We start from the raw sequence: 13,202 nt of genomic DNA, 5'->3' as shown, positions 1-13,202 counted from the left end.
CATTATTCTTTTTATAGGAATGTATTCGATTCCATCATATTCTGGAACCATAAATTCAGGGACGGTTCTGAATAAAACCCATACTGCGAAAGCAAATAAACATGTGAAATCATTTCTACAAAAAAGAAATGCCTCGGGCTACGTGACATATACAGGTGGAAAAATATTGGGGAATACTAACAATAAATTCCAGGTTAATGTAGGTCCACGAAATACAACGATTGGGACTGTAATCGGAAAAGCTAACCTTTCGTTTAACCCACAAGAGCTTAATTGTGTCCGAGGTCTTCATCTTGCGTTAACAGTTAATAGTGATACACCTTTTTCAGCTAGCCCAACTTGTGAAGCACTATTAAGATCAGATTTCAAACGAACATTTTCACATACTGTTGCTTCAATCGAGGTGCCGCTTCCTGAAGTGCCTATTGATCCTATTGGCGTACTTAAGCTAGGTGCTAAGGTTGGTGCGATCTTAAAAACAGGAGTCGACTTTGCGGCGGGTTTAGAAGTCGGAGGGTTTGATAAGCCCAATACGCCTATTGAAATAAATGGCAAACGTCGTCCGGATTTTGTATACGCAACAGTACGTCCTTTTATTGCTGGTTATGCGACTGCAAAAGGCTACGCTATGGTTAACTTGGGTGTGAAAACAATTGAAAAAGGGGTGAAAGGTAGCGTTAATCTGATCAAAACAGGCACAAAAGCTCACGTAGAAGCCGGCGTTACCTATAAAGAAGATAGTTCATCTGATTTCCAATACTACACTCGCTTAAAATGGGATGCGATGGCATCCGGTGGTGGCGGAAATATCGGATTGTACTGTAAGGTCAAACTACTTGGGATGGTTGATATTTTCAATGCAGAAACCTCGCTAATTAGTTGGTCGCCAATTTTTGAAGCTAACCGTACTATCTACGATAAGACGAAATATATTTAAGCAAAAAAGTGGGGTAGCGTTCAGTTACCCCTTATTAACACTTGCTTATGATTGGAAAAACGATGATGAAAAAGAATATACTAATATTATCTATCTGCTTCACTGTGGTTGTTGGTATATCGATGTGGTTTCTACAGTCTGATGAAAATGAAATGTCGAACCAACAAGAAATTCCCCGTTTAGAACAGTTTGAGAATGTGGTTAGTCAACAAAGTTATCAAAACATTCCCGCTAAATTATATTCAGAGAACGAATTTTCTGAATATCAGTTTTCAGTGGTGGTCGAGACAAAAATAAGTAATCAGTCGATAGCAATAGGTGAAGTAGAGTATCGATTTAATATGGCCTTGAAACCATTGGGATCACAAAAGGCTCAGTTTTTTGGGCAAGTCTACAACATTCAATGGCCAAGCCAATATCAAGGTGAAGATCGTCCAAAGAAGCTTACTTTTACCACTCAAATGGTAGAGGGTGCGTTTGTGAACACTAATTTACTTGGGCTCAGTGCGTCGCATCCATTGACCCTCATTGAGACTGCGCTCACTCAGTTTTCCTATTATCTAGGAAATAAAACCTTAATGTTGGCTGATGGTAAACATCAGTTCATTTACTCTAGAGAAAGTGCCGAGAGAATTGAGCGAGAGTGGCTAGGGTCTGTTTCGACAGCAGATACCTACGATGTTGTTGACCAAAATGATCAATGGCAATTGACTCATGATCAAAATGGGGTCCCTCAATCGTTAGTTCACACTCATAGCAAAACTGTTAATTATGAGACTCAAATTCTGACGATAGTTCAGCACATTGAGGTGAAACCCGTATCGAGAAAGTCTCATTTAGACTGGAATATACAACAGTATGCTATCGACGTTAATCGTCATTGGCAAGGCATAGGTTCTGAGATCGCAGGCCATTTAGATAACGTCGATGAAGAGAATTTTAAATCTAGATTTGGAACTTTTGCTCAATCTCCTGACTTAGATAATGCCTTTGCCATCGGTGGGTATTTAGCAAAACAAGGATTCAATAACGTTAAAGATCTGTTGACTAACCAAAACTTAACCAATGACCAGCAGTCGTTATTGATATTTTGTCTTGAGCGATCGCAAAGCCCTGAAGGGGAATACATCCTATCTCAATTGATTGAGGATCATACATTAGACGAACAGAACCGACTTCGCGCGATTATGTCGATTGCTAAGATGGGTGAAGTGAGTTCAATTCAGGCACTGCATACACTTGAAACCGTTGCCCAAAGTACTAACAGCATGATTGCACAAACTGCACTGCTCAATATTGGTATCTTAGGCAATAATTCGGAGGTTTTGCGAAGTTACGTCACTGATTATCTATCGAATAACCTTAAATCAGGAAACTCAGTGTACGACACTCTAGTCTCTATAGGTAATTTGAATTCCTCTGGATTGGACGATGAAGTGGTCGCCTATACCCAAAGTGAACATTTTGATGAAAGGATGGCTGCGGTAAAAGTGTTGGCTAAAAATCCGAGAATGGAAAGTCATCTCAAAAGTTTAATCCTCAAAGATAGCAACCCCAATGTAGTTAAAGAAATTGTCGATGCGCACCTAGCGAAAGAAGAAGTCAAACCATTCGAGTCTGGCTACCAACGCCAGTTACGAGAACGTATCACAGAGAGAAACCTACCTACGCCCGCTAAAGAAATGTTGTTTGAATATCTGTTGTCCGGTTCAGAAAATCATCTTGAAAACAACCAAGTTGCGGAACAGTTACTCAATGATCCAGATTTATCTGACTCATTGCGTGAGGCATTAGAGAAGATGCTAGATAACTAAAATGGCGTGTTAGGCTTCAAAAACACTAAAATTTAGGACCATAAATTTCAAGCGAAGTCAATTGAATGGAGTGTTTGCTTCACATGGTTTTCTTTGTTCGTCACAATCTTGAGCAGTTCAATATCGTTCCTATGAGATGACAATGAAATGTTACAAGTAAACAATAAAGCGTTATTTAATCCAAGCTCTTTGGATAAAGCGCCAGAACTTACAGAGCAGCATCGCTCTTTAACAAAATGGCTTCATTGGAGTATGGCCGTCATCATTCTGTACGCCACTTTTGCTGGGTATGGGATGCTGTTAGTCATGGATCGTCCTGTGTTATTCCATGTACTCTCTAATCTAAATATATCTCTAGCGACCCTTGCTACAATTTTATTTTTTGTACGCTGGGTATGGAAATTTTTCCGGGTTGAACCGGAGCTGCCAAACACAATTTCTGACACACAGAAAAGTTTTGCAAAACTGGCTCATGGAGTTATGTATTTTGCGATGTTTGTCGTTTTTATTAGCGGCTATTTAATGCTTAAGCATAGCTATCAGTTTTTCTGGGTAATTGAAATTCCGAATCTAATTGATAACGTTGCTGTGAATGAGTTTTTCTTTGTTGTTCACCGCGCGTCCTGTTTGACGTTGGCTATCTTGGTTGTTGTTCATATATTGGCCGCTTTAAAACATCATTACATAATAAAAAATAATGTTTTACGTAGCATGATGATTCGCTTTAATAAATAAAAAGCTTATCTGCAGACTAATTCAACAGTGCATCAAACTGGCTTTCTTTGTACCCAACACTCCTTTTACAAGATAGCTAAATTAGGAAATAAAGATGACTTTAAAGAGAAAACGAACCGCCAGCTCAGCCGTATTTGCCTTAAGTGCACTTGCAGCAACAATGGTGATGATGCCTAACATGGCATCTGCACATGGCTATATGGTCAAACCACAAGATCGTGCGTACAGCTGTGATCAAGGTAGTACACCAAATGATAATCATATTTGTAATAGCAAAGTCGCTGAGCAAAAAAATGAGATTAACCAAGGTGCAGCTAACGGTGACCATAAGGCTGTTATCAAGGATCACCAACTCTGTTCCGCATCAAAAGGCGGCCAATATAGTGTTCTTGATGTGCCTAGTGCTAAACGTCATGTGACAGAGCTGGTACCGGATCAGGATGGATATGTAGAGTTTGAGTACCATATGACGGCGCCGCATAAAACTTGGTATTTTGACCTATTTGTTACTCGCGATGGATTTAATCCTGATACTGATGAGCTTACCTGGGCTGATCTAGAACGTGTCGCAGTGTTGGACGAAAGCGGGAAAATGCCCCCGCATGTAGGTGGTACATACAAGTACAAAGTAAAGTGGCCTGATAATAAACGCGGAAAACGACTTGTATACCAGGTTTGGCAGCGAACTAACCCAAGCCATAAGCCTCATGAAGTACTAGGTAAGCCACCGCAAAACGTATGGGATAGTGGTGAAGCATTTTATAGCTGTATGGATGTATTTGTTGATGGTGGTGGATATAAGCCCGACCCAGAACCCGGTGACCAGTGGGTTCATCAAGAACGATTTGCTGGCGATAAAGGTGATCTGAAAGTCGGTGACACTGCAATAGCTCGAATTATGTATGAGGGAACCACGCGTTATGAACCTTCCGTCAAAATAGATTCGCACAATACGTCAGAAGATGTGTGGAAACTTGAATTAGCTGAGGAAATTAATCGCAATGCTACTGCTTCTGAGTATATGGAAGTGGGTGTTAAAGAGAGTAATGGAGACATTGAGTTGACCCATGATGTAAATAGAAACAATATCTATTTTGTCTCAGAAAAATTCTCTCACTTGACTCAAGTTGTGGGAGGGGAGCAAGAAGAATTTACGTTTTCATGGCCGAGCCTTCAAGCGAGCTATACACTAGCAGGGAAACCTATCGAAATCCCCATCGATCTTCGAATCGACGAAGGTGACAATGGTGAATATACCTATAAAGCAACGTTGAGTTCGATGACTAACAATTCCGGTCAACCCGATATTGTTACTGGGGTGGTAGGAGAAAAACCGCATAAGTTTTTCCTCGTCGATGATGAAGATAATTACAGTGTGAGCGTTGAAGTTACAGATAGTTATGACAACACTGAACTAGACACTTACAACTTCTCTGTTGAGCAAGGTAATAGTGAAGTTCCTAATAACGTTGACTATGTTTACCCACAGGGGCTTGCAAACTATACCAAAGGTACGGTTGTGGACTTTGGTAAGGAAGGCATTTGGCAGTGTTTTGGCCCTTGGTATTCAAACTGCTCTAACTCAGTGTTTGCACCTGGTCAAGCCGCTGACCCTGCCTGGGTTACGCAGCAATGGGAGCAAGTAAGTAAATAGCGAATAATGAGGTAGTTAGTTATAACTACCTCAGTTTCAACAGTATGGTTGTTCTATTAGTAGTAGGTGGCGCGTTGTCATGAGAAGGATAAAGCGGCTGTGCTTATACTTTTGCTTCACTATTTCTCTATGGTGTTCTTGGACAGTACACGCTGGGAATGACGATAAAGATAAAGTTGAGCTCGGACGCTACTTGTTCAATGATGTTAGGCTTTCCAAGCTAGGTAACCGAAGTTGTGCACTGTGCCATGATCCCAACCATGGTTGGAGCAATACCTTTAGTAAAACCCCAGATATTTATGACCAAACCACCACTCTGAACACGCCTTCCTTATTGAATACGGCTAGGTTCAGCTCTTACTTTCAACGCACAAAGGGAGTGACAGATCTAAAGTCGTCAATTCGAAAACCGTTATTTGCAACTCAACCAGTAGAAATGGGTATGACCGAGCAACTTTTGATTCAACGACTATCAGAGGCGAGTAACCTTTACTCGCCTCTGTTTGAACAAGCGTTTGGTTCACCCAATGTCACCGTGGACAGAGCCTTGGATGCGCTAGCGAAATATGTGCAACAAATAGTGTCTACGGATACAGCTTATCAGCGGTATTTGAACGGAGACGAAACTTCTCTGTCGTTTGCGCAGCAGCAAGGCCGGAGACTATTTTTTAGTCAACGTTTGAAATGCAGCCAATGTCATGGCGGTAATTTAATGAATCAACCGATGGCGCGGCAGCCGGAATTTGTCAATGTGGGCCTGTATGGAATAAACAATAGTGATGGCCAAATCACTTACCCTATTGATGAGGTTGGTCTTGAATCGCAATCGGGAGATCGTTCTGACAATGGGCGATTTCGTATCCCTTCGCTTATTAATGTGGTTAAAACAGGGCCGTGGGGGCATGACGGAAGTTTTCAATCGTTGAATGCTGTGATTGATAGTTACGCCGCTGGTGGTAGAGTGATTCGTAGCGGAAATGATATTGGTGATGGGCGAGTGCATCCGAATAAAGATGCCAAGATTGCTGGTTTTTCTATTTCAATAATTGAAAAAGAAGCACTGATCGCTTTTTTATCCGCACTGTCTGTCTCTGATGCTTCCGTCCCTGCCAATAAACAGTCGCCTTTTTGTTCGCTTGTACCATTAAAACATCGGCCGGATAACCTAGGGTGCATTCCTCCATTTATATATTTAAACAAAGATTAAAGGTAATGGTATGCGATCTAAATTCATTAACTTGATACTGGTCTGCAGTCTGGTGTTGGCTGGTATTCAGTTTATCAATGCGCAAGACAACGACTCAGATTTGCTTTCTGGTCGCAATCAGTATTTTAAACAAGATTATGTTGCGGCTTGTAACCAGCCAGTCGTCTTACTCAATCAAGCTCCTACCACGCCTGATGAAGCAGCGCGAAGTGAAATCGTGGTGAATAGCCCTGTCGGGTACAAATTTAAACTGGATGACAATGGAAACGCTTTTTTACAGTTAGCGGTGACTAAGTGGAATGAAAAACTGGTTATTTTTCACAGTAAATCAGTCGCTTTAACAATGAAAGACGCAGATATCGTGGGGTCAAAAATTGAAAACTTACATTGCCCAATGCAAAGTGATAAATGGGTAACCCACATTAATACACATGAATGGGGAAGTTACGTACTCAGCATGAATGGAAAACCAAATCAAATGGTAGAGGTGACAATCATTCGGGAATCAAATAAATAACATAGTGATTGCGTTACTGTCTTTAGTTGTTGTGATTTACTGGGGATGTTTAGCTAGCTTGAAGGGGGAGGGTATAACCCTGTGCTGTTCGATAACAATGACTGTGTCATATAACAAGGTGTGAATCATTTCTGGAATCAATGATCCGTTTTGGGGAGTTGTGCGCGCTTATTGTGCAACTGGGTGATTGGCTTCACAGAACTTTTTATTGGCAAAGTTAAATGTAGCTAACTGTTAGCTAGTTTACATAACTTTTGTTAATTTCCTTGCACTATATCTAGCACAAGATGCTGTAAAAAAACATCTTGATAGATAATATGGCACTTCAATTCACTGCATAAAGAGTTCTCATGTTAATAAACTGAGATATTCGACGTTTGTAGTGATATTTACCAATTTATTGACGTAGTCACGGTGTTATACGACTTTTTGCTACATTTTAATGGCAAATTACTTCAATGATTGCTAATGTGTGCCGCAATCTTTGTATGTTTTTAGGTTTTTATGCTTATTTTTTGAGCTAAACAGATCTAAATCACTGTCCGTTCTGGTGCTGTACAAAGAAGTCATGGATGCAAATAAAAAACTTGGAGTTTTACACATGTATAAGAACAAAATCACACAAGCCCTTCTTCTGGGTGCTGGTCTAGCAGTGGCTGCAACCTCTACCGTAACTCTAGCAGCAGATGTTCCAGCAGGAACTAAACTTGCAGAAAAACAAGAACTTGTTCGTGGTAACGGCACAGAAGTTGCGACTATCGACCCACACAAATCGCAAGGTGTACCAGAATCTCACGTTATCCGTGATCTTCTCGAAGGCTTGGTGAACCAAGATGCAGATGGCAACACTATTCCAGGTGTTGCAGAGTCTTGGGAAACAGCAGACAACAAAACATTCACTTTCCATCTTCGTAAAGATGCTAAGTGGTCAAATGGCGACCCTGTAACGGCAGAAGATTTCGTATACAGCTGGCAACGTGCCGTAGACCCTGTAACAGCATCACCATACGCTTGGTACATGGAATACACCAAGATGAAGAATGCGAAAGAGATCGTAGCGGGTGAAAAGGATAAGAGCACGCTAGGTGTTAAAGCCGTTGACGACCATACATTAGTGGTTGAGTTAGATACAGCTGTACCATACTTCGTTATGATGACAGGCCACACAACAGTGAAACCTGTTCATAAAGCGACAGTTGAAAAGTTCGGTGACCAGTGGACCAAGCCAGAAAACTTTGTCGGCAACGGTGCATTCGTAGTAGACCGTTGGGTACTGAACGAGCGCATGGTTCTTAAGCGTAATGAACAATACTGGGACAACAAAAACACCGTTCTTAATCAAGTCACTTTCTTACCTATCGAGAATCAAGTAGCGGAAATGAACCGCTTTTTGTCTGGCGAGCTAGATTTTTCATCTTCAGCACTACCCGTAGAGCACTTCAAGCGCTTGAAGACAGAATATCCTGAATCAGTGTCTGTTGAAGGCAGTCTTTGTACTTATTACTACTCTTTCAACACCAAGAAAAAGCCATTTGATGACGTACGTGTTCGTAAAGCGATCTCTTACGCTATCGATCGTAGCATCGTGACCGACGCCATCTTAGCGCAAGGTCAAAAACCGGCATACTTCCTAACTCCTGAAATCACAGCGGGCTTCAACCCAGAGCTTCCTGAATTCGCTAAAATGTCACAGAAAGAGCGTAATGCTGAAGCTGCGCGCCTTCTTGAAGAAGCTGGTTTTGGTAAAGACAATCCACTAGAGTTTTCTCTACTTTACAACACCAACGAAAACCACAAAAAGATTGCGGTTGCGTTAGGTTCAATGTGGAAGAAGTCGCTAGGACTAAAAGTGACACTTGAGAACCAAGAGTGGAAAACTTACCTATCAACTAAAGACCAAGGTGACTTTGAAGTCTCACGCGCTGGTTGGTGTGGTGACTACAATGAAGCGTCTTCTTTCCTAACACTTATGGTTAGTAAGAACACGACTGCTGGTCAGCACTGGGGTAATAAAGAGTACGATGCGATCATCGAGAAGGCTCTAAACTCAACGTCTGAAGCAGAACGTACTGCGCTTTACATGCAAGCAGAAGAGTTGATTGCGAAAGAAATGCCAATCGCACCTATCTACCAGTACGTACGTGCTCGTCTTCTTTCTCCACAAGTTGGTGGTTTCCCATCAAACAACGCGGAAGAGAAGATCTACTCAAAAGATCTATACATCAAAGCTCAATAATCTATGAGCCTATAGAACTATAAAAACAAGGCCTGCATGTGAGAACTTACATGCAGCGCCTTACTCAACTCAAAATTCATAGAAATTTGGTTGAATTCCTTTATTTATTTAACTGTCACAGACTGAAAGAGTGAGTTTATGCTTAAATTCATCGCGAAAAGGATATTTGAGGCGATCCCAACCATGTTGGTATTGATCACGGTATCTTTCTTTCTAATGCGCTTCGCGCCTGGTAACCCATTCTCGAGTGAGAAGCCGCTACCACCTGAAGTTATGGCTAATATCGAGGCGAAATATGGCCTAGATAAGCCTGTATTTGAACAATACACGACGTACCTTACTAACGTTATTCAAGGTGATTTTGGTCCTTCCTTTAAGTACCTTGATTACTCGGTAAATGAACTGATCTACGGTGCACTACCAGTTTCGGCCAAAGTGGGCTTTATCGCTTTCATCTTTACCATCATTATGGGGGTAAGTGTCGGAACCATTGCGGCATTGAAGCAAAATACGTGGGTGGACTACACCATTATGTCAACGGCGATGCTCGGGGTTGTTATGCCATCGTTCGTACTCGCACCGGCATTGATTTATCTATTCTCTCTTCACTGGAACCTTTTTCCTGCTGGTGGTTGGCAAGACGGTGGTCTGAAGTATCTTGTTCTGCCTGTGATTGGTATGTCACTGCTTTACGTTGCAACGTTTGCCCGTATTACACGTGGTTCGATGATCGAAACACTCAACAGTAACTTTATCCGTACCGCCCGTGCCAAAGGGTTAAGTTACCGTTATATCGTCATTAAACATGCTCTTAAGCCAGCGCTACTTCCTGTTGTTTCTTACATGGGTCCAGCGTTCGTAGGTATCATCACCGGTTCTGTTGTTATCGAAACTATTTTCGGTCTTCCTGGCATTGGTAAGCTGTTTGTTAACGCTGCCTTTAACCGTGACTACTCGCTTGTAATGGGAGTGACCATTTTGATTGGTTTCCTATTTATCTTATTCAACGCGATCGTAGATATCCTACTTGCAATGATCGACCCGAAAATTCGCTACTAACAGGGAAGTTTGGTTATGTTAACGAAAAAAGAAAATCTGGACGCGATCGAGAAGTTCTCTGAGAACTTAGAAATTGAAGGTCGTAGTCTTTGGCAAGATGCCCGTATCCGCTTTATGCGTAACAAAGCGGCGATGGTCAGCTTGTTTATTCTCCTTATTATCACATTATCTGTGATTGTCTTACCGATGATGGCGCCGTTCGCTTATGACGATACGGACTGGTATGCCATGCACGTCGCACCGAACGCAGAGCATTGGTTTGGTACTGATAGCCTTGGCCGTGATATTTATGTCCGGACCCTTATTGGCGGTCGTATTTCATTGATGGTAGGTGTCATGGGCGCCTTTGTTGCGGTATTGATTGGTACGCTCTATGGCGCGGCTTCTGGGTTTATCGGCGGTAAAGTCGACCGAATCATGATGCGTATCCTAGAGATCCTTTACGCAGTTCCGTTTATGTTCCTCGTGATCGTACTGGTGACATTCTTCGGTCGTAACATCATTCTTATCTTCGTTGCGATTGGCGCAATTGCTTGGCTCGATATGGCCCGTATTGTTCGTGGTCAAACGCTGAGCTTACGTAGCAAAGAGTTTATCGAAGCGGCGCATGTTTGTGGTGTCAGCAACTGGAAGATCATCACACGTCACATCGTTCCAAACGTACTGGGTATTGTTGCGGTTTACTCTACGCTTCTAATCCCAAGCATGATTTTGACTGAATCTTTCCTTTCATTCCTTGGTCTTGGTGTTCAAGAGCCGATGACAAGTTGGGGTGCACTGTTACAAGAAGGTGCCCAGACAATGGAAGTGGCAATCTGGCAGTTGGCTTTCCCAGCCGCGTTCATGGTTGTGACTCTATTTTGCTTCAACTACGTTGGCGACGGTCTACGCGATGCGTTGGATCCAAAAGACAGATAATTGAAAGATAAGATTAAGGAAGCAATGATGAGCTTATTAGATGTCAAAGATCTGCGCGTCGAATTTACCACTCAAGATGGTATTGTTACCGCAGTAAACGATTTAAACTTTTCCCTGAATCAAGGTGAAACCTTAGGTATTGTTGGTGAATCTGGCTCAGGTAAGTCACAAACGGTATTCGCAATCATGGGCCTTTTGGCCAAAAACGGCATTATTTCAGGCAGTGCAAAGTTTGAGGGTAAAGAGATCCTTAACCTGCCAGAGAAAGAGCTAAATAAGGTTCGTGCTGAACAGATTGCCATGATCTTCCAAGACCCAATGACGTCGCTTAACCCTTATATGAAGGTGAGTGATCAGTTGATGGAAGTGCTAATGCTGCACAAAGGCATGGGTAAAGCAGAAGCTTTTGAAGAGTCTGTGCGCATGTTAGAAGCGGTAAAAATCCCTGAAGCGCGTAAGCGTATTACCATGTACCCACATGAATTCTCAGGCGGTATGCGTCAGCGTGTCATGATCGCGATGGCGTTGCTATGTCGTCCAAAACTTCTGATTGCTGATGAGCCAACAACCGCACTTGATGTCACCGTTCAAGCGCAGATCATGGATCTGTTGAACGAGTTAAAATCTGAGTTCAATACCGCCATCATCATGATCACTCATGATCTGGGTGTAGTGGCAGGTTCGTGTGAAAAAGTATTGGTTATGTACGCTGGCCGTACGATGGAATACGGTAACGTTGACGAAATTTTCTACCATCCAAGCCACCCATATTCGGAAGGGCTACTGAAAGCGATTCCTCGCTTAGATACAAAAGGCGAGATTCTGCCGACTATCCCAGGCAACCCACCTAACTTACTGCGTCTACCACCAGGCTGCCCTTACCAAGAGCGTTGCCACCGTGTTATGGATCGTTGTAAGCAAGAAGCACCAATTTTAACGCCGTTTGATACCGGTCGTCAGCGTGCATGTTTTTCGCAGTGGGAGGAATGGAAAAAATGAGTATAGATAAACCATTACTACTTGATGTAAAAAATCTTAAAGTGCATTTCAGCATCGCGGCGAAATCGGCGTGGCCTTGGAGCAAACCATCAACTCTTAAAGCGGTAGACGGCGTCAATGTGCGTCTTTACGAGGGTGAGACCTTAGGTGTGGTTGGTGAGTCTGGTTGTGGTAAATCGACTTTTGCTCGTGCGATCATCGGTCTGGTTGAAGCCACAGATGGTGATGTGATGTGGCTTGGTCAAGATTTGACTAAGATGCAAGCCGTTCAGCGTCGTGAAACGCGCAAAGAAATACAGATGATTTTCCAAGATCCGCTGGCATCGCTTAACCCGCGAATGACGGTCGGTGATATCATCGCTGAGCCGTTACAAACTTTCTATCCTGAGCTGTCTAAGCAAGAAGTAAAAGACCGCGTTAAAGAGATGATGGCTAAAGTCGGTCTATTACCGAACGTGATCAACCGTTACCCGCATGAGTTTTCAGGCGGTCAGTGTCAGCGTATCGGCATCGCTCGTGCCCTTATCTTAAAGCCAAAAATGATCATCTGTGACGAACCTGTATCGGCACTTGATGTGTCAATTCAGGCTCAGGTAGTCAACCTGCTTCAAGAAATCCAGAAAGAGCTAGGCCTATCTTTGGTCTTTATCGCACATGATTTATCTGTGGTTAAACATATTTCAGATCGCGTGCTAGTGATGTACTTAGGTAATGCCGTAGAGCTTGGGGAAGCGAAAGCACTGTTTGCTGATCCAAAACACCCTTATACTCGCGCTCTGATGTCTGCGGTCCCAATCCCAGATCCTAAACTTGAGCGCGCTAAGAAAATCGAGATGCTTGAAGGTGACTTGCCTTCGCCAATCAATCCGCCATCGGGTTGTGTGTTCCGTACTCGTTGCCCACAAGCGACAGAGGCTTGCGCACAAACCAAACCGACGATTCAAGGTAACGATGTGCATGCGGTATCGTGTTTACACGTTAGCATCTAAGTTCAGCCTGTGACGGGCTTAAGCGCGACATCCTTTTGGGGTCGCGCTTTTTTTGTCGTTTTTATTAATAGTTCAAATTATTCGAACAACTAAGCCAATACTCTCTACTCAAGCTGAGGCCCTTTTTGAATATACTG

At 42.7% G+C, this 13,202-nt stretch carries 11 protein-coding genes; all 11 read left to right on the top strand.

What is annotated here, in order from left to right; all coding sequences use genetic code 11:
• Nucleotides 1–19: 19 nt before the first annotated feature.
• The 11 genes from BS19_RS01085 (at nucleotide 20) to oppF (ending at nucleotide 13,065) form a co-directional block, all read left to right on the top strand.
• A complete protein-coding gene (locus tag BS19_RS01085) occupies nucleotides 20–937 on the top strand; it encodes a hypothetical protein (RefSeq protein WP_245609246.1) in 918 nt (305 codons plus the stop codon).
• A 122-nt stretch (nucleotides 938–1,059) separates the two neighbouring features.
• Nucleotides 1,060–2,751, top strand: coding sequence for a HEAT repeat domain-containing protein (locus BS19_RS01080; RefSeq protein WP_038172788.1), 1,692 nt, complete (start codon nucleotides 1,060–1,062; stop codon nucleotides 2,749–2,751).
• A 147-nt stretch (nucleotides 2,752–2,898) separates the two neighbouring features.
• Nucleotides 2,899–3,486, top strand: a complete 588-nt coding sequence (locus tag BS19_RS01075; RefSeq protein ID WP_084185917.1) for a cytochrome b — start codon at nucleotides 2,899–2,901, stop codon at nucleotides 3,484–3,486.
• Between the two features lie 94 nt (nucleotides 3,487–3,580).
• Entirely contained in the window at nucleotides 3,581–5,140 is a 1,560-nt protein-coding gene (locus BS19_RS01070; RefSeq protein WP_038172786.1) for a lytic polysaccharide monooxygenase, read from the top strand.
• A gap of 79 nt (nucleotides 5,141–5,219) precedes the next feature.
• Entirely contained in the window at nucleotides 5,220–6,347 is a 1,128-nt protein-coding gene (locus tag BS19_RS01065; protein WP_051686465.1) for a cytochrome-c peroxidase, read from the top strand.
• Between the two features lie 10 nt (nucleotides 6,348–6,357).
• Entirely contained in the window at nucleotides 6,358–6,864 is a 507-nt protein-coding gene (locus BS19_RS01060) for a hypothetical protein (RefSeq protein ID WP_038172784.1), read from the top strand.
• Nucleotides 6,865–7,465: 601 nt separating this feature from the next.
• Entirely contained in the window at nucleotides 7,466–9,100 is a 1,635-nt protein-coding gene (locus tag BS19_RS01055) for an ABC transporter substrate-binding protein (RefSeq protein ID WP_038172782.1), read from the top strand.
• Between the two features lie 138 nt (nucleotides 9,101–9,238).
• A complete protein-coding gene (oppB, locus tag BS19_RS01050) occupies nucleotides 9,239–10,159 on the top strand; it encodes an oligopeptide ABC transporter permease OppB (RefSeq protein WP_038172780.1) in 921 nt (306 codons plus the stop codon).
• 15 nt (nucleotides 10,160–10,174) lie between these two features.
• Complete coding sequence (gene oppC / locus BS19_RS01045) at nucleotides 10,175–11,077, top strand: oligopeptide ABC transporter permease OppC (RefSeq protein ID WP_038172778.1); 903 nt, start codon at nucleotides 10,175–10,177, stop codon at nucleotides 11,075–11,077.
• A gap of 27 nt (nucleotides 11,078–11,104) precedes the next feature.
• On the top strand, nucleotides 11,105–12,076 hold the full coding sequence (gene oppD, locus BS19_RS01040; protein ID WP_038172776.1) for an ABC transporter ATP-binding protein: 972 nt from the start codon (nucleotides 11,105–11,107) through the stop codon (nucleotides 12,074–12,076).
• Nucleotides 12,073–13,065, top strand: coding sequence for a murein tripeptide/oligopeptide ABC transporter ATP binding protein OppF (gene oppF, locus BS19_RS01035; RefSeq protein ID WP_038172773.1), 993 nt, complete (start codon nucleotides 12,073–12,075; stop codon nucleotides 13,063–13,065). The genes oppD and oppF overlap by 4 nt, the downstream gene beginning before the upstream one ends.
• Nucleotides 13,066–13,202 lie beyond the last annotated feature (137 nt).

Origin of the sequence: Vibrio pacinii DSM 19139 (genome assembly GCF_000711795.1) — a bacterium.
Classification (GTDB): domain Bacteria; phylum Pseudomonadota; class Gammaproteobacteria; order Enterobacterales; family Vibrionaceae; genus Vibrio; species Vibrio pacinii.
Note: the sequence above shows the minus strand (reverse complement) of the source record. Positions and strands in the feature narration are given on the sequence as shown.

Coding starts and splice junctions, on each gene's coding strand:
- oppF (WP_038172773.1), top strand. CDS start 12,073: ATGAGTATAGATAAACCATTACTACTTGATGTAAAAAATCTTAAAGTG.
- oppD (WP_038172776.1), top strand. CDS start 11,105: ATGAGCTTATTAGATGTCAAAGATCTGCGCGTCGAATTTACCACTCAA.
- BS19_RS01085 (WP_245609246.1), top strand. CDS start 20: ATGTATTCGATTCCATCATATTCTGGAACCATAAATTCAGGGACGGTT.
- BS19_RS01060 (WP_038172784.1), top strand. CDS start 6,358: ATGCGATCTAAATTCATTAACTTGATACTGGTCTGCAGTCTGGTGTTG.
- oppC (WP_038172778.1), top strand. CDS start 10,175: ATGTTAACGAAAAAAGAAAATCTGGACGCGATCGAGAAGTTCTCTGAG.
- BS19_RS01055 (WP_038172782.1), top strand. CDS start 7,466: ATGTATAAGAACAAAATCACACAAGCCCTTCTTCTGGGTGCTGGTCTA.
- BS19_RS01070 (WP_038172786.1), top strand. CDS start 3,581: ATGACTTTAAAGAGAAAACGAACCGCCAGCTCAGCCGTATTTGCCTTA.
- BS19_RS01080 (WP_038172788.1), top strand. CDS start 1,060: ATGTGGTTTCTACAGTCTGATGAAAATGAAATGTCGAACCAACAAGAA.
- BS19_RS01065 (WP_051686465.1), top strand. CDS start 5,220: ATGAGAAGGATAAAGCGGCTGTGCTTATACTTTTGCTTCACTATTTCT.
- oppB (WP_038172780.1), top strand. CDS start 9,239: ATGCTTAAATTCATCGCGAAAAGGATATTTGAGGCGATCCCAACCATG.
- BS19_RS01075 (WP_084185917.1), top strand. CDS start 2,899: ATGTTACAAGTAAACAATAAAGCGTTATTTAATCCAAGCTCTTTGGAT.